This is a genomic window from Cytobacillus sp. FSL R5-0569 (genome assembly GCF_038007265.1).
In the GTDB taxonomy this organism is placed as follows: domain Bacteria; phylum Bacillota; class Bacilli; order Bacillales; family Cytobacillaceae; genus Cytobacillus; species Cytobacillus kochii.
This window is the reverse complement of record NZ_JBBOWW010000001.1, coordinates 4,670,594-4,686,796: the sequence shown is the minus strand read 5'-3', so window position 1 is coordinate 4,686,796 and position 16,203 is coordinate 4,670,594. Positions and strand designations below refer to the sequence as shown.

Below are 16,203 nucleotides of genomic sequence, written 5' to 3'. Positions count from 1 at the left end.
ATTGAAGGTAATGTCTTGGGATTCCTCTTCGACTGGCTTCTTTTTAGCCGGGCTGATGGCTTCAAGCTCTTCTTCGTTCTGGTTTTGCGGAATAATGAATTTAACTTCGAGTCGTTCACCAGTAACTTCTTTTATTGTTTCGGAAATTAATGGAGAATAGCGCTCTTCTAGCCAATCTCGAGCAAATTCATTAGGTGCTTTGATCACTAATGTGTCTCCTTGAAGATTATGTGCTTTAGTTGACTTCATCCAGGTTTCAAAGCTTGGTTTACTAATTTTCTTTTCTATTTTTGCTAAAGCCTGCTGCCATAGGTCAGATATATTTTCCAATGATGATCCCTCCTTTTCTTTGAAAATAACGGCTGAAAATGCCCACAAAAATGTTTATATAGAAAAAATGAATAAAATAAGATGTGGAAAAATATATAATAAGGAAAAAAGGCGACATTTCGACAATATCCACCACCTGTGGACAACCTTTTACATAGGGGTTGTATAACCTGTCCACATGATATCCACAATCTGTGGATAATAAAATATATACCGTTCAGTTATTAAGTGTGAAAACACAAATATGATAACAGAAATAACAAGAGCATGCAACGTTTTTTCAATGCTTATCCACAAGTGAAACAACCTGTTTATAACAATTGTCCACAGGTAGTGTTTTTGTGAAAAACTTGTCTATATGTAGTGTGGATAAAATAAATTTGTCGAAAAAAGTATCCACAAGTAAAAATATATGCTGAATGATAAATACGTGGATAAATAGATGGAAGACAGTCTTCTTATAAAAACAGGACATTTAAATTAATGGACTTACAAACAATATGGAACTAGATTATAGCGGATGTGCAAAAGGAATCATGAGTACAACAAAAATGGAATCAATCATAATGACACATAAATTTAATTGTGACCATGAGACCTGTTGAATGATTATGAAGGTAATTTGTATAACTTGTTCGCATGGAGAAAGTCGCCAATGCTCATAATTAGACATGGAACGAGAAGTGAAGTCTGATCCAAAAACGTGAGAATGAAAAGAGGTCTAAAGTCTAAGTCCAAAAAACTTGTAAAACAGGTTAAAACAAAACGGCTAATTTAAAATCAGCTATTAAAAAAATTTATAAGAAAATAGCCCTTCAATCATTGCTATACAGGCTCGCAATCAATGGGTTTCCCCAATAACCAAAAAATACTATTGAAATGAGGGTGACATTGGAGACGAAACAAAGTAAAATTCAGTACAGTGATGTTTTTTGAAAAAAGTTGCGCGTAAAGGTTAATCATCCGATGGATAGTTGACAATCTTTAGGTAGCATCTATATAATTAATAAGACTGTCTTTAACAGCTATTCCTCAGGGAGGTGTCATATAATGAAAAGAACTTATCAACCAAATAAACGTAAAAGAAGTAAAGTTCATGGATTCCGCAGCCGTATGAGCAGCTCGAACGGACGTAACGTTCTAGCACGCCGCCGTCGTAAAGGAAGAAAAGTATTATCTGCTTAGGCCACTGAAAATCAGTGGTCTTTTTTCACGTAATAGTGTAAAAATAGTGAGTAAACGCATGATTGATCGATTGCCCAAATAGAGAATATAAGACTTATTTATACATGAGCTGTTACGAACCGTGTATGAAAAAGAAGGTGTAAATGACATGAAGAAAGAATTTAGAGTAAAGAAGAATAAAGAATTTCAAGAAGCCTTTAAACAAGGTAAGTCATTTGCTAACCGGCAATTTGTTGTTTATTCTTTACAAAGAAATGACCAGTCTCATTTTAGAATAGGATTATCTGTTAGTAAGAAGCTTGGTAACGCTGTCAAAAGGAACCAAATCAAGCGTTATATTAGACAGGCCTTTCATGAGCTGGATCAAGAGTTAAAACCAAATTATGACTTTATTATTATCGCACGAAAGCCAACTGCTGAAATGAGCTTTTTTGAAATTAAGAAAAGCTTAATGCATGTTTTGAAGCTTTCTCGGGTTGTTAAAACACATAAACATGGAAATAATAAGTCATAATTTCATAAAAAGAGCTTTTTTTTATGAAATTTGGGAAAGACATCTTTTATTCATATGACATATGAGGAAAAGATGATAAAATACATACCATGAGTAAAATCAGTTTATTCGATTCTCAGTAAAAATGAAGAGATGATAGAAAAACTGTAACAATATTATCTAGGCATTAAGGAGGAAATAACGGTTGAAAAAGCGAATACCTTTATTGGTTGGTCTAATTCTAGTCACCGTACTTTTAGCAGGGTGTACTGAATTTAATGAGCCAATTACTTCCGAGAGTGAAGGCTTTTGGAACTCATACATCGTTTATCCGCTATCATGGCTTATTATTAAAATTGCAGGCCTTATGGGCGGAAGCTATGGTTTGTCGATTATTGTCGTAACAATTCTGATTCGTCTAGTAATTCTACCATTGATGATTAAACAAACTAAGAGTTCTAAAGCAATGCAGGCAGTACAGCCTGAGATGCAAAAGCTACGTGAAAAATATAGTTCTAAAGATCAAAAGACACAACAAAAGCTTCAACAAGAAACCATGGAATTAATGCAAAAACATGGTGTAAACCCATTGGCGGGTTGTTTACCATTGTTAGTACAAATGCCGATTCTTATTGGATTCTATCATGCGATTTCAAGAACGCGAGAAATTGCTAATCATAACTTCTTATGGTTTGATCTTGGCGATGCCGATCCATATTATATCTTGCCAGTTGTAGCAGGTATTACAACGTTCATTCAACAGAAGATGATGATGGCTGGACAAGACTTTAGTGCGAATGAAATGATGGCAACGCAAATGAAAATGATGTTATGGTTAATGCCAATCATGATCGTTATTTTTGCTATTAATTTCCCAGCGGCTCTTTCTCTATATTGGGTAGTTGGTAACTTATTTATGATTGTACAAACTTATTTCATTAAAGGTCCAGATTTAAAAAAATCTAAAGAAACACAACCTGCGGGAGGAGCGAAAAAGTGAAAGAAATAACTGCTACAGGACAAACCGTCAATGAAGCAGTACATTCGGCTTTAGCTCAATTACAAACAACAGAGGATCGTGTAGAAATAGAGATTCTCGATGAAGGAAGGAAAGGGATCCTTGGTATATTCGGATCCCGTCCTGCAGTGATAAAAGCAACGATGAAAATGGATCCGATTGCAGAAGCGGAGAAATTTTTATTAGAGGTCAGTGAGAAAATGGGCGCGCCGGTTGAAATTGAAACTGTTAGAGACGGTAAAAATGTTGAATTTATTCTATCTGGTAATAAAATTGCTTTATTAATAGGTAAACGAGGTCAAACATTAAACTCTTTGCAGTATCTTACACAGCTTGTCGTCAACAGATATTCTGATCAATATTTTAATATTATATTAGATGCAGAAAACTATCGCCAAAGAAGAATTGATACGTTGGTGCAGCTTGCTGAAAGATTAGCAAGCCAGGCAATTAAAACTGGTAAAAAGGTCTCGCTTGAGCCTATGCCTTCCTATGAGAGAAAAGTGATCCACTCTGCTTTGTCTCATGATAAGAAAGTAGAAACGTATTCGGATGGCAATGATCCTCATCGACATATTGTCATTTCACCAGTTAAAAATTAATTTTTTTATAGAGAGTGTCCAAGCGGACGCTCTTTTTTTATGGATAAACGCGCAATTACTTCAGAACTCTTTCGGAAGTTCCGAAAGAGCTTAGAAAACATTCGCAGCTTTTTTCACAAAGAATTGGTCAAAGAGGAAAATAATGAATTCAGCATTGTATGATTGTTATTCACATGTGGATAAGTTAAAATAGAGCATAATACCGACTTGGTTTCTGTGGATAATTTTTAGAAGAAAAAAATTTGTCTATACTGTTGATAACAGGTATTTTCCTTAGTTCGGGGATTTTTGACGAGGATGATCTTGCTTTTAATAATTGTTTGCATATGATATTCTGTTTTTTTGGGAAATAATTTTTTTCATAGATTGAAGGATGAGTAATTATAGATAAAAATGAAATGAGGTGAAGCCGCTTGGAACTTGATACAATAGCTGCTATATCTACTCCTATGGGTGAAGGCGCAATTGCAATTGTACGGCTAAGCGGACCTGAAGCTTTTGATATAGCGGATCATTTATTTAAAAGTGTGGGAGATAAACGTTTGAAAGAAGTCCCATCTCACACAATTCATTATGGCCATATTATTGATCCGAAGACTGACCAAGTTGCAGAAGAAGTAATGGTTTCGGTCATGAAGGGTCCAAAGACGTTTACAAAAGAAGATGTGATTGAGATTAACTGTCACGGTGGACTCGTTTCTGTCAATCGCGTCCTGCAATTGATGTTGACAAATGGTGCTCGCTTAGCTGAACCAGGTGAATTTACAAAGCGTGCTTTTTTAAATGGGCGCATTGATTTATCGCAGGCGGAGGCAGTGATGGATTTAATCCGAGCGAAAACGGATAAGGCAATGAATGTCGCCTTAGGTCAAATGGAAGGCAGATTGTCAAACTTAATTCAAAGGTTACGACAGGAAATTCTAGAAGTACTTGCCCATGTGGAAGTGAATATTGACTATCCCGAATATGATGATGTCGAGGAAATGACCCATCAGTTACTATTAGAGAAGGCAAGCTTCGTTAAAAAGGAAATCGAGCAGTTACTACGTACATCCCAACAAGGGAAAATTTTACGTGAAGGTTTATCAACGGTAATCGTTGGACGCCCGAATGTTGGTAAATCTTCGTTATTAAATAGCCTAGTCCATGAGAATAAAGCGATCGTGACAGATATCCCAGGTACGACAAGAGATGTAATAGAAGAATATGTGAACGTAAGAGGCGTGCCATTAAAATTAGTAGATACAGCTGGTATTCGGGAAACAGAAGATATTGTTGAAAGAATAGGGGTAGAGAGATCACGACAAGTATTAAAAGAAGCGGATCTTATTTTACTCGTTGTGAACTATTCGGATGAGCTTACGGATGAGGATATGAATTTATTTAAAGCGGTCGAAGGCATGGATGTTATTGTCATCGTGAATAAAACCGATTTAGAACAAAAGATTGATATGGAAAAAGTGAGACAGCTCGCAGCTAATCAGAAGCTAGTGACAACCTCTTTATTAGAAGAACAAGGAATTAACGAGCTTGAAGAGGCGATTTCTGAATTATTCTTTACTGGCTCCATTGAAGCAGAAGATATGACATATGTCTCTAACTCAAGACATATTGCTCTTTTACACCAAGCGATAAATTCAATTAATGACGCAATAGAGGGTGTTGATCTGGGCACACCGATTGACATCGTACAAATAGATTTGACAAGAACATGGGAAATTCTAGGTGAGATTATTGGAGATAGTGTACAAGATAGTTTAATTGACCAGTTATTCTCTCAGTTCTGTCTTGGAAAATAAGAAAAAAAACCGTTGATATAAATATAAAAAAAGAAAAGGGAGGTAAAATGAAATGGCTTATGAAGCAGGTTCATATGACGTTATTGTTATCGGTGCCGGTCATGCAGGAGTTGAAGCAGGTCTTGCCTCAGCTCGAATTGGGGCAAAAACTTTAATGGTCACAATCAATCTTGATATGGTTGCCTTTATGCCATGTAACCCTTCAATTGGTGGACCGGCGAAAGGAATTGTCGTACGGGAAATTGACGCATTAGGCGGCGAAATGGGGAAAAATATTGATAAAACCTATATCCAAATGCGTATGCTTAATACAGGTAAAGGCCCCGCAGTAAGAGCATTAAGAGCACAAGCGGATAAATTTACGTATCAGCATGAAATGAAAAAAACATTGGAAAACCAAGAGAATTTAACATTATTACAAGGTATGGTGGAAAGTTTAATTGTTGAAGATGGTGAATGTAGAGGTATTATTACGCAAACGGGCGCAACTTATTATGCGAAATCTGTTGTTATTACTACCGGTACATTCCTCCGTGGAGAAATTATCTTAGGAGAATTAAAGTATTCAAGTGGACCGAATAATCAACAACCATCGATTAAGTTGTCCGAACATCTAGAGGCTTTAGGTTTTGATATGGTTCGTTTTAAAACGGGAACGCCACCGCGCGTAAATAGTCATTCAATTGATTATAGTAAAACAGAAATACAACCAGGTGATGATGTACCGAGAGCATTCTCATATGAAACGACTAAATATATTACGGAACAACTGCCATGTTGGTTAACATACACGAACGAAAAAACGCATACGCTCATCGACAATAACCTACATCGTTCTCCGATGTATTCTGGTATGATCAAAGGGACAGGTCCTCGTTATTGCCCGTCAATTGAGGATAAGGTGGTTCGTTTTAATGACAAACCAAGACATCAAATCTTCCTTGAACCAGAGGGGAGAAACACGCAAGAAGTTTATGTACAGGGGTTATCAACTAGTTTACCTGAAGATGTACAACAAGACATTTTGCGGACGATTCCAGGTTTAGAAAATGTGCAAATGATGAGAGCTGGTTATGCAATTGAATATGATTCCATTGTACCGACGCAATTATGGCCAACATTGGAAACGAAAAAAGTGAAAAACCTTTATACTGCCGGCCAGATAAATGGGACATCCGGATATGAAGAAGCAGCCGGTCAAGGTCTAATGGCAGGGATGAATGCAGCGCTGCATTCACTTGGTAGAGAGCAAGTAATCTTAAGTCGCTCTGATGGCTATATCGGGGTCCTTATTGATGATTTAGTAACAAAGGGGACGAACGAACCTTATCGTTTATTAACTTCTAGAGCGGAGTACCGTCTATTATTACGCCATGACAATGCGGATCTTCGTTTAACAGAAGTAGGTTATAAAGTGGGCATGATTAGTGAGGAACGTTATCAAAAATTCTTGTCTAAAAAACAGCAAATTGAAGAAGAAAAAATGCGTTTAAAGAAGATTATTTTAAAACCGAATGCTGAGGTTCAAGGTTTAATTCAATCCCTAGGTGGAAGTGAATTAAAAGATGGGATACGTGCAAGTGATTTATTAAAAAGACCAGAAATGTCTTATACTCATATTGAACAGCTCGCTAAAGCAACGAGTGAGTTAGATGATGATGTAAAAGAACAAGTAGAAATACAGATTAAGTATGAGGGCTATATTGAAAAATCACTACAACAAGTAGACAGACTGAAAAAAATGGAAAACAAAAAAATTCCAGATCAAATCGATTATGATGATATCAATGGGCTTGCGTCTGAAGCACGTCAAAAATTGAAATCAGTGCGTCCTCTATCTTTAGCACAAGCATCTCGTATTTCTGGTGTAAACCCAGCAGATATTTCTATTCTACTCGTTTATTTAGAACAAGGAAGAATTGCGAAAGTGGCTAATGAATAAGAGAGGATTGAACGCATGAATACAGAACAATTTGTTCATTTGCTTGAGGAGAAGGGAATTTCCCTCTCCAAGCAGCAAATGGAACAGTATGAATTGTACTATTCGACGCTTGTTGAATGGAATGAAAAAATGAACTTAACGGCCATTACAGAAAAAGATGAAGTATATTTAAAGCATTTTTATGACAGCATCTCAGCTGCCTTTTATTACGATTTCAACCAGCCGTTAAAGGTATGTGATGTTGGAGCTGGAGCTGGTTTTCCAAGTATCCCTTTAAAAATTGCCTTTCCTCAAATACAAGTGACCATCGTTGATTCATTAAACAAACGGATTGGTTTTTTAAATCATTTAGCTGAAAAACTTGGATTAGATCATGTCGAATTTGTACATGATCGCGCGGAGACGTTTGGCAAAAACAAAAAATACCGCGAAAGCTTTGATCTTGTCACAGCTAGGGCGGTAGCAAGATTGTCAGTACTGAGTGAATTATGCTTGCCCTTAGTCAAAGTCGGTGGTACCTTTTTAGCTATGAAAGGTGCAGGGGCTGAACAAGAACTAGATAAAGCAAACAAAGCGATAACAACCTTTGGTGGTAAACTGATAGATTCACACACTTTCACATTACCAGAAGAAGAAAGTGAAAGAAACATTCTAGTAATTAAGAAAGAAAAATCTACCCCTAATAAATATCCAAGAAAGCCGGGAACGCCTAATAAATCACCGATTGAATCGTGAATTTGAGCGTATATGGTTTTTTATATCACTATAAATTGATAGACAATCGCAGGAATTGTCTACTTTGTAGAGAATAGGTTATAGGGAGTTTCGTAAAGGTGGTGCAGGGTGATGAAGCATTCTTTCTCACGCCTTTTTGGCCTAGGCGAAAAGGAAAAAACAAATGAAGACAAGCTAGACGAACAAGCAGATATGGAAATGGAAGAGGCAGAGACATTAGCAAGCCAGGAAGAGGTAAAGAAGATCCCTATCGATCAAATCGTTCCTAACCGTTTTCAGCCTCGGACAATATTTGATGATGAGAAAATAGAAGAGCTTTCTCGTACAATTCATATTCACGGTATTATTCAGCCAATTGTCGTTAGAGAATACGGTGACAATCAATTTGAAATTATTGCAGGTGAGCGTCGCTGGCGTGCAATGAATAAATTGGGTTGGGAAGAAGTTCCCGCCATTGTCAAGAATATGAGTGATACAGAAACGGCCTCAATTGCGCTTATTGAAAACTTGCAGCGTGAAGAGCTTTCGCCTATTGAAGAAGCCGTTGCTTATGGAAAGCTACTAGAGTTACATAACTTAACACAGGAAGCATTGGCACAACGTCTAGGAAAAGGGCAATCAACAGTAGCCAATAAATTAAGGTTGTTGAAATTACCAGATGAAGTACAAGAAGCCCTTTTAAGAAAAGAAATAACAGAACGACATGCAAGGGCACTTATTCCTTTAAAAAGCCACGAGAAGCAAGTTAGCTTATTAGCTGAAGTTGTTGAAAAACAGCTAAATGTAAAGCAAACAGAGGACCGGGTGGTAAAGCTATTAGAAAAAGATCAACCAAAGGCAAAACCAAGAAGAAAAGCATTTAGTAAAGATATGCGTATTGCTGTCAACACGATTCGCCAATCGCTTTCAATGGTCTCTGATAGTGGCATAAACTTAGATTCACAAGAAGAAGAATTTGATGAATTCTATCAAATAACAATCAAAATTCCAAAAAAGAAAAAATAAATGACCTAGCCAATCTCAAATCAACTTTTGCGAGATATGGCTCTTTTTTTATCCAGAAAATAGCATCTGGAAGATTTTCTTATTTTTCTTAAAATAATTATTCTTCCCCTCACGTTCATGATAAAATAGATTCGTGCGTTCGAAAAAAGTGAATGCGTACTAAAACAATGATGTCTTTAATAGGGGTTTTTAATAGATTACATACGTAGAAAAACAAACATGTGAAGAAAGCAGGTGAGTTCAGGTGGGGAAAACGATTGCTTTAGCTAACCAAAAGGGTGGCGTAGGAAAAACAACAACAGCAGTGAACTTAGGTGCATGTCTAGCTTCTATGGGCAAAAAGGTGTTGCTTGTAGATATAGACCCACAAGGTAATGCAACGAGCGGTATTGGTATTGAGAAGGCAGAAGTGGATTACTGCATTTATGATGTATTAGTGGACGATTTAGAAGCAAGTAAAGCCATCAAACCAACAATTGTAGAGAAACTGCATATAATACCTGCTACGATTCAACTAGCAGGGGCGGAAATTGAACTTGTACCAACAATATCAAGAGAAGTTCGGTTAAAGAGAGCTTTAGAAGACGTGAAGGAAAACTATGATTATATTATTATCGATTGTCCTCCATCACTAGGATTACTAACGCTGAATTCTTTAACAGCATCTGACGCCGTATTAATTCCTGTACAATGTGAATATTATGCGCTTGAAGGATTAAGTCAACTGTTAAATACGGTGAGACTTGTGCAAAAACATTTAAATCAAGATCTTCGTATTGAGGGCGTTTTGTTAACAATGTTGGATGCAAGAACGAATTTAGGTATTCAAGTCATTGAAGAAGTGAAAAAGTACTTTCAAGATAAAGTGTATCGCACGGTGATTCCTAGAAATGTACGCTTAAGTGAAGCACCAAGTCATGGTGAGCCAATTATCACATACGATCCAAAGTCTCGCGGAGCAGAAGTATACTTAGACTTAGCAAAGGAAGTGTTAACAAATGGCTAAGGGGTTAGGTAAAGGGCTTAATGCCTTCTTTACGAATGTGGACAAAGAAAGTGAAGAAATAATTGAAGAAATCAAACTTAAGGAAATACGTCCTAATCCGTATCAACCGCGAAAAATCTTCACAAAAGAGAGTATAGAAGAGCTAAAACAATCGATTCTCACACACGGAATCCTCCAACCAATTATTGTTCGTAAAAGTATTAAAGGTTATGAAATTGTTGTTGGTGAAAGAAGGTATCGGGCAGCAAAAGAGGCAAATATGCAGACGATGCCAGTCATTATTCGCGATCTATCAGAACAACAAATGATGGAATTAGCTATATTAGAAAACCTTCAAAGGGAAGATTTAACGCCGATTGAAGAAGGTGCAGCTTATCAATTATTAATTGAAAAACTAAAAATCACACAAGAGGAATTGGCTAAGAGATTAGGAAAAAGCCGACCGCATATTGCTAATCATATTCGCTTGCTTTCACTGCCAGCTAAAGTACAAGAGATGATTGCTGATGGAAAATTAACGATGGGTCATGGTAGGACGCTGTTAGGGTTAAAGAAAAAATCCCTTATGGATACAGTAGTAGAAAAAGTGTTAAAAGACTCTTTAAATGTAAGGCAGTTAGAACAATGGATCGGGCAATTAAACGAAAAAGTTCCACGTGAAACAAAGAAGAAGGAAAATAAAGATGTGTTTATTCAATCACATGAATCTTCGCTTAGAGAAAGGTTCGGCACGAACGTTCATATTAAAAAAGGAAAAAAGAAAGGGAAAATAGAAATCGAATTCTTTTCTAACGACGATTTGGAGCGAATACTGGATCTTTTAGATCAGCAAAAAGAATCCATCTAGCCGCTTAGTCGTTTGCTAGATAGACATCATGAAAAGATAGAAAGTATATTTGGGTAGCTCTAATGTTTTTATTAGGTACAGTAGTCAATTCACTATTAATTATTGTCGGTACATTAATCGGTAAGTTCCTTAATCGTATCCCTGAAAAAATGAAAGATACAGTGATGCAAGCTATTGGCTTGGCAGTAATGGTACTTGGTTTACAGATGGGGCTTAAGAGTGAAAACTTCTTAGTGGTCATTCTTAGCCTCGTTTTTGGGGCGATGCTTGGAGAATGGTTAAAATTAGAAGATAGACTCAATCAAGTCGGTATTCTATTAGAAAATAAAATTGGATCCAATCATCAAGGTAGCATCTCTCAGGGATTTGTCACAGCAACATTAATTTTTGTTATTGGTGCAATGGGTGTCATCGGTGCGTTAGATAGTGGGATCCGTGGAGATCATTCGGTCTTATATACAAAATCAATTATAGATGGCTTCACGGCTCTAATCTTAACGACCACTTTAGGTATCGGTGTCATATTCTCAGCCATCCCAGTCTTTATCTATCAAGGATTGATTGCGTTATTTGCGACACAAATTGATAAATGGATTCCCCAAGCGTGGATGGACAGCTTTATTCTAGAAATGACAGCTACAGGCGGCTTAATGATTTTTGCTATCGGCTTAAACTTAATGGGCTTAACAAAAATCAGGGTAGCAAATCTCTTACCGGGTATTTTTGTCACCGCCCTTGTCGTTTCTTTCTATTACTTCTTTTAATTTAGGTAACGAACAATCCTTGATAGGCATGGATTGTTCGTTTTTTCTTTGGTTTCAAGTCTTCATACAGGGGTTGAATGAGATATTCGAGAGATTCATGGGCAAAAGCAGTTAGACTACACAACCTGCTTCCTTTCTTCATCATGGTTTAATGCATTTCAGCCTCATCAAATCAGATTTCCAAAATGTCTTTATTTATGTCGATTCCAAAGAAAATACGCGGCGATTTGCGTCTGGAAAAACGAAAATCGTCACGTATCGGTAGCTCTCATATTTATTGTCAGTCGGAAACTCTTGTGTCACATTATAAAGTCTGTTCTTTACCCCAGTCGATAGGGATAAATTTTGCTTTTTCCATCATCGTTACTTCATGGATGCCATTGGCAATGGTTTTGGCCATATTCATGACTAAGCTCAGTCTTGTATTTTGTAATACCATAAACTCCATAAACCCGCTCACATTGACGATGCCAGCGATATGTATATCACCAACTTCAGGTAAATCCTTATTTACTCCAGCACCTGGTTTAACAGGACCATCAGCAATTTGAATAATCCCCACACTTTTTACACGCCCTAAGCAGGCATCAATGCCGATAATAAAAGCATTAGGAAATTGTTCTTCAATATATGACAGTTTTTCAGATAGATTTACTGCATGAATAGGGTCTTCTAATGTGCCGAATACATGAAGGTTAGGAATAGATCGTTCTTTTAATAAGGTTCCAACTAATGGACCGAGCGAATCACCGGTAGAGCGGTCCGTACCGATACAAATAAGGACGAATGGTCTTTCTTGTATATTACTCGGGAGGAACTGCTTGATTTCATGAGCAAGTTTATTAGTAGCACTTTGTTCATCGTGTGGAATCCGAGAGGTTAATTTAGGTTTCTTATCAAAAATACGTGGATAAAAATTCATCAAGCGTCACTCCTTCAATGTCACTCTATAGAAAAGAGCGCTTTACTTTCTTTTTTAGCGATTGAATTGAATAGTAGTAATAGTATACGGAATATTCACTCATTCTATACGTGATTAGGACACGAAATATATTTTCCTCTGATGTTTATTGGAAATATATTAGTAGGACAAGGTATAATAGTGAAATAGAAGTGAAGAAAAGGGTGATGAAATTGGAAGAAAAACAATTTGATCTTAATAATATTGTTGAGATGAAAAAGGCTCACCCATGTGGAGCAAATCGATGGAAAATTATACGTATGGGCGCGGATATTCGCATTAAATGTGAAGGTTGCGGTCATAGTGTAATGATTCCAAGAAGAGAATTTACAAGAAAACTAAAAAAAGTATTGGCGTAATCAATGGTAAAGGTTATCTTTACCATTTTTTTAGATAAGAAAATGTGATTTTTTCAATGAGTTTTCATGTCTAGCTCCAGGTGCCATCCGGCTCTATGGTCTAGGCCAATCCGTCAAACAGGTTAAAGAACAACCTTTGCACCGGCTCATCTTATCTTATGCTTGTAGCTGATAGACGGGCGGCTTGCGCTTTTCTTAAAACGCACAGTGAACTTGCTTATTCTTATACAAATCTCTATAATTGTTAAAGGCTTGTATAAAAATCGATTAATAATTTTTCTTAGATAGATTAAATGATTAGGAGTGACCTAAATGGCATTAACAGCTGGAATTGTCGGTTTGCCGAACGTTGGTAAATCCACCTTATTTAATGCAATAACTCAAGCGGGTGCTGAATCAGCGAACTACCCGTTTTGTACGATAGATCCTAATGTCGGTATTGTTGAAGTACCGGATGAAAGATTAGCGAAGTTAACCGAACTTGTTCAACCAAAGAAAACGGTTCCTACCGCTTTTGAATTTACAGACATTGCTGGAATTGTTAAAGGGGCAAGTAAAGGTGAAGGACTTGGTAATAAGTTTCTTTCACATATCCGTGAAGTTGACGCGATTTGCCAAGTGGTTCGTTGTTTTGCTGACGATAATATTACCCACGTATCAGGAAAAGTGAATCCGATTGATGATATCGAAACAATCAACTTGGAACTGATTTTAGCTGACTTAGAATCCGTTGAAAAACGCATTGTACGTGTAAGTAAGCTTGCGAAACAAAAAGATAAGGAATCTGTTTTTGAATTAGAAATTCTTGAAAAATTAAAAGAAGCTTTCGAAGCAGATCAACCTGCAAGAACAGTAGAATTTACAGAAGAACAAATGAAATTGGTTAAAGGGTTACACTTACTAACGATTAAACCAATGCTTTATGTAGCGAATGTTGGTGAAGATGATGTGGCTGATCCTTCTACTAATGAATACGTTCAAAAAGTAAAAGAATTTGCATCCGCAGATAATGCAGAAGTGATTGTCATTTGTGCAAAAATCGAATCAGAAATTGCTGAGCTTGAAGGAGAAGAGAAGGAAATGTTCCTTGAAGAGCTTGGTATTGAAGAATCAGGTTTAGATCAATTGATTAAAGCATCGTACAGCTTACTTGGCTTAGCTACTTACTTTACAGCTGGCGTACAAGAAGTACGTGCTTGGACTTTCCGTAAAGGAATGAAAGCACCACAATGTGCCGGTGTCATCCATAGTGACTTCGAAAAAGGCTTCATACGTGCTGAAACAGTTTCCTACGACGACCTAGTCGTTGCTGGCAATATGAATGCAGCGAAAGAAGCTGGAAAAGTTCGCTTAGAAGGAAAAGAATACATCGTTCAAGACGGAGATGTTATGCACTTCCGATTTAACGTTTGATAAAATCCCCAATGAATTCTTGTAACAAAGGATTTATTGGGGTTTTTCTATAGAGTTACAGAGGCGGATCGTCATAATGCTTTAACCGCAAAAAATATTTCATCCTATTCGTTTTTTTCTTTTTATGTTTCGTCTCTCTGTTTTTCCTTTTGAGGCAATTGCATATTGATCAAATGTATGATATACTTTTACCTTGTGAGTAATGAATAATTGCTCCTTGCCCTCACACGGGCCGTTTAGACCAAAAGGAGGTGAAAGTGATGAAAAAGTACGAAGTTATGTACATCATCCGTCCAAACATTGAAGATGAGGCAAAGAAATCTGTAGTTGAGCGTTTCGACGCAATCCTTACTGATAACGGTGCTGAAATCAACGAGTCAAAAGACTGGGGTAAGCGTCGTTTAGCTTACGAAATCAATGATTTCCGTGATGGATACTACCAATTAGTAAACATTAATGCTGATTCTAAAGCAGTTGATGAGTTCACTCGTCTTGCAAAAATCAGTGAAGATATTATCAGATACATCGTTGTTAAAGACGAGAAATAATAAATATGCTTAATTTTATCGAAAGGAGTTGATTCTGATGATGAATCGTGTAGTTCTAGTGGGGCGTTTAACGAAAGACCCAGAATTACGTTATACACCGAATGGAGTAGCAGTGGCTACTTTTACTCTTGCTGTGAATCGTACATTTACGAATCAAAATGGAGACAGAGAAGCGGATTTCATTAATTGCGTTGTTTGGAGAAAGCCTGCTGAAAACGTAGCGAACTTCCTTAAAAAAGGAAGCCTAGCTGGTGTCGATGGACGCTTGCAAACACGTAATTACGAAGGACAAGATGGCAAACGTGTATATGTGACTGAAGTTCAGGCAGAAAGCGTACAGTTTCTGGAACCAAGAAATGCTGCAGGCTCACAAGGTGGCTCGAATCAATATGGTGGCCAGAGAGATGATTATTCTTATGGTGGCAACAATAATCAGAATCAACGACCATATGATAATAACCGCAGCAACCAAGGCCAAACTCGTGTAGATCAAGATCCATTCGCTAATAACGGTCAAATCGATATTTCCGATGACGATCTTCCGTTCTAAACCAATAAGGCTTTGAAAAAATAATAGGAAAAGGAGTGACAAAACATGGCTGGTGGACGCAGAGGAGGACGTGCGAAACGTCGTAAAGTTTGCTATTTTACTGCAAACGGAATCACTCACATCGATTATAAAGATGTAGATCTTCTAAAAAAATTCATCTCTGAACGTGGTAAAATTTTACCTCGTCGTGTAACAGGCACAAACGCTAAATACCAACGTAAATTAACGATTGCTATTAAGCGTTCTCGCCAAATGGCATTACTTCCATTCGTTTCAGGTGAATAATAAGTAAATGTTCGAACACAGTAGGCTTCGCGCCTACTGTGTTTTTTTAGGTTTAATTTAGTTTGAACACATGTTTCAAACGAGTCGGAAACCTGGCGAAGCGTAGAAATTTGATGGGATTCGGGTGGAAAAGAGTCAAAAAATGGGCGCGGGGTAGAAATTTGATAGGATTTAGGTAGAAGCGCGTCAAGAAATGGGAGCAGGGTAAAAATTTGATAGGATTTAGGTAGAAGCGCGTCAAGAAATGGGAGCAGGGTAAAAATTTGATAGGATTCGGATAGAAGCGTGTCAAAAACCTGGCCAAGAGTAGAAATTTGATAGGATTCGGTCAGAAACGTGTCAAAAAATGGGAGCAGGGTAG

General features: G+C 37.2%; 18 protein-coding genes. 16 read left to right on the top strand and 2 right to left on the bottom strand.

Annotated elements, in window-relative coordinates:
• Window positions 1-330: DnaA N-terminal domain-containing protein (locus MKX78_RS23705; protein WP_289435091.1), on the bottom strand; the 330-nt coding region annotated here is incomplete at its 3' end.
• 1,050 nt (window positions 331-1,380) lie between these two features.
• Between MKX78_RS23705 and rpmH the strand changes: the two genes are divergently transcribed.
• From rpmH to MKX78_RS23650, 11 genes are all read left to right on the top strand, one after another.
• Window positions 1,381-1,515, top strand: coding sequence for a 50S ribosomal protein L34 (gene rpmH, locus MKX78_RS23700; RefSeq protein WP_016201470.1), 135 nt, complete (start codon window positions 1,381-1,383; stop codon window positions 1,513-1,515).
• 148 nt (window positions 1,516-1,663) lie between these two features.
• Complete coding sequence (gene rnpA, locus MKX78_RS23695) at window positions 1,664-2,029, top strand: ribonuclease P protein component (RefSeq protein ID WP_095371330.1); 366 nt, start codon at window positions 1,664-1,666, stop codon at window positions 2,027-2,029.
• A 184-nt stretch (window positions 2,030-2,213) separates the two neighbouring features.
• Complete coding sequence (spoIIIJ, locus tag MKX78_RS23690) at window positions 2,214-3,008, top strand: YidC family membrane integrase SpoIIIJ (RefSeq protein ID WP_095371331.1); 795 nt, start codon at window positions 2,214-2,216, stop codon at window positions 3,006-3,008.
• A complete protein-coding gene (gene jag / locus MKX78_RS23685) occupies window positions 3,005-3,628 on the top strand; it encodes an RNA-binding cell elongation regulator Jag/EloR (protein WP_095371332.1) in 624 nt (207 codons plus the stop codon). The genes spoIIIJ and jag overlap by 4 nt, the downstream gene beginning before the upstream one ends.
• 413 nt (window positions 3,629-4,041) lie before the next feature.
• Window positions 4,042-5,427 (top strand): tRNA uridine-5-carboxymethylaminomethyl(34) synthesis GTPase MnmE, encoded by a 1,386-nt coding sequence (gene mnmE, locus MKX78_RS23680; RefSeq protein WP_095371333.1) that lies wholly within the window; start codon window positions 4,042-4,044, stop codon window positions 5,425-5,427.
• A gap of 52 nt (window positions 5,428-5,479) precedes the next feature.
• Window positions 5,480-7,369: a tRNA uridine-5-carboxymethylaminomethyl(34) synthesis enzyme MnmG gene (gene mnmG, locus MKX78_RS23675; RefSeq protein ID WP_341052676.1), complete on the top strand. Its 1,890-nt coding sequence runs from the start codon at window positions 5,480-5,482 to the stop codon at window positions 7,367-7,369.
• Window positions 7,370-7,384: 15 nt separating this feature from the next.
• Window positions 7,385-8,104, top strand: coding sequence for a 16S rRNA (guanine(527)-N(7))-methyltransferase RsmG (rsmG, locus tag MKX78_RS23670; RefSeq protein WP_307319120.1), 720 nt, complete (start codon window positions 7,385-7,387; stop codon window positions 8,102-8,104).
• A gap of 111 nt (window positions 8,105-8,215) precedes the next feature.
• On the top strand, window positions 8,216-9,109 hold the full coding sequence (gene noc, locus MKX78_RS23665) for a nucleoid occlusion protein (protein ID WP_095371336.1): 894 nt from the start codon (window positions 8,216-8,218) through the stop codon (window positions 9,107-9,109).
• Between the two features lie 244 nt (window positions 9,110-9,353).
• Window positions 9,354-10,115 (top strand): ParA family protein, encoded by a 762-nt coding sequence (locus MKX78_RS23660; RefSeq protein ID WP_095371337.1) that lies wholly within the window; start codon window positions 9,354-9,356, stop codon window positions 10,113-10,115.
• Window positions 10,108-10,962 carry a ParB/RepB/Spo0J family partition protein gene (locus MKX78_RS23655; RefSeq protein WP_095371338.1) on the top strand — a complete coding sequence of 285 codons (855 nt, stop codon included), beginning with the start codon at window positions 10,108-10,110 and terminating at the stop codon, window positions 10,960-10,962. Before MKX78_RS23660 ends, MKX78_RS23655 begins: the two co-directional genes overlap by 8 nt.
• A gap of 62 nt (window positions 10,963-11,024) precedes the next feature.
• Window positions 11,025-11,726: a DUF554 domain-containing protein gene (locus tag MKX78_RS23650; protein ID WP_095371339.1), complete on the top strand. Its 702-nt coding sequence runs from the start codon at window positions 11,025-11,027 to the stop codon at window positions 11,724-11,726.
• Window positions 11,727-12,030: 304 nt separating this feature from the next.
• Here the strand turns inward: MKX78_RS23650 and yyaC are convergent, their stop codons facing one another.
• On the bottom strand, window positions 12,031-12,648 hold the full coding sequence (yyaC, locus tag MKX78_RS23645; protein WP_095371340.1) for a spore protease YyaC: 618 nt from the start codon (window positions 12,646-12,648) through the stop codon (window positions 12,031-12,033).
• Between the two features lie 206 nt (window positions 12,649-12,854).
• Between yyaC and MKX78_RS23640 the strand changes: the two genes are divergently transcribed.
• The 5 genes from MKX78_RS23640 (at window position 12,855) to rpsR (ending at window position 15,842) form a co-directional block, all read left to right on the top strand.
• Window positions 12,855-13,046, top strand: a complete 192-nt coding sequence (locus tag MKX78_RS23640; protein WP_180317033.1) for a DUF951 domain-containing protein — start codon at window positions 12,855-12,857, stop codon at window positions 13,044-13,046.
• Window positions 13,047-13,358: 312 nt separating this feature from the next.
• Window positions 13,359-14,459, top strand: coding sequence for a redox-regulated ATPase YchF (gene ychF / locus MKX78_RS23635; protein WP_095371342.1), 1,101 nt, complete (start codon window positions 13,359-13,361; stop codon window positions 14,457-14,459).
• A 260-nt stretch (window positions 14,460-14,719) separates the two neighbouring features.
• Window positions 14,720-15,007: a 30S ribosomal protein S6 gene (gene rpsF / locus MKX78_RS23630; RefSeq protein WP_095371343.1), complete on the top strand. Its 288-nt coding sequence runs from the start codon at window positions 14,720-14,722 to the stop codon at window positions 15,005-15,007.
• Between the two features lie 37 nt (window positions 15,008-15,044).
• Window positions 15,045-15,557 (top strand): single-stranded DNA-binding protein, encoded by a 513-nt coding sequence (gene ssb / locus MKX78_RS23625; RefSeq protein WP_095371344.1) that lies wholly within the window; start codon window positions 15,045-15,047, stop codon window positions 15,555-15,557.
• 45 nt (window positions 15,558-15,602) lie between these two features.
• Window positions 15,603-15,842, top strand: a complete 240-nt coding sequence (gene rpsR / locus MKX78_RS23620) for a 30S ribosomal protein S18 (protein ID WP_095371345.1) — start codon at window positions 15,603-15,605, stop codon at window positions 15,840-15,842.
• Window positions 15,843-16,203: the final 361 nt, after the last annotated feature.

Coding starts and splice junctions, on each gene's coding strand:
- rsmG (WP_307319120.1), top strand. CDS start 7,385: ATGAATACAGAACAATTTGTTCATTTGCTTGAGGAGAAGGGAATTTCC.
- ssb (WP_095371344.1), top strand. CDS start 15,045: ATGATGAATCGTGTAGTTCTAGTGGGGCGTTTAACGAAAGACCCAGAA.
- rpsR (WP_095371345.1), top strand. CDS start 15,603: ATGGCTGGTGGACGCAGAGGAGGACGTGCGAAACGTCGTAAAGTTTGC.
- mnmG (WP_341052676.1), top strand. CDS start 5,480: ATGGCTTATGAAGCAGGTTCATATGACGTTATTGTTATCGGTGCCGGT.
- MKX78_RS23640 (WP_180317033.1), top strand. CDS start 12,855: ATGAAATTGGAAGAAAAACAATTTGATCTTAATAATATTGTTGAGATG.
- ychF (WP_095371342.1), top strand. CDS start 13,359: ATGGCATTAACAGCTGGAATTGTCGGTTTGCCGAACGTTGGTAAATCC.
- rpmH (WP_016201470.1), top strand. CDS start 1,381: ATGAAAAGAACTTATCAACCAAATAAACGTAAAAGAAGTAAAGTTCAT.
- noc (WP_095371336.1), top strand. CDS start 8,216: ATGAAGCATTCTTTCTCACGCCTTTTTGGCCTAGGCGAAAAGGAAAAA.
- MKX78_RS23655 (WP_095371338.1), top strand. CDS start 10,108: ATGGCTAAGGGGTTAGGTAAAGGGCTTAATGCCTTCTTTACGAATGTG.
- rpsF (WP_095371343.1), top strand. CDS start 14,720: ATGAAAAAGTACGAAGTTATGTACATCATCCGTCCAAACATTGAAGAT.
- MKX78_RS23650 (WP_095371339.1), top strand. CDS start 11,025: ATGTTTTTATTAGGTACAGTAGTCAATTCACTATTAATTATTGTCGGT.
- yyaC (WP_095371340.1), bottom strand. CDS start 12,648: ATGAATTTTTATCCACGTATTTTTGATAAGAAACCTAAATTAACCTCT.
- rnpA (WP_095371330.1), top strand. CDS start 1,664: ATGAAGAAAGAATTTAGAGTAAAGAAGAATAAAGAATTTCAAGAAGCC.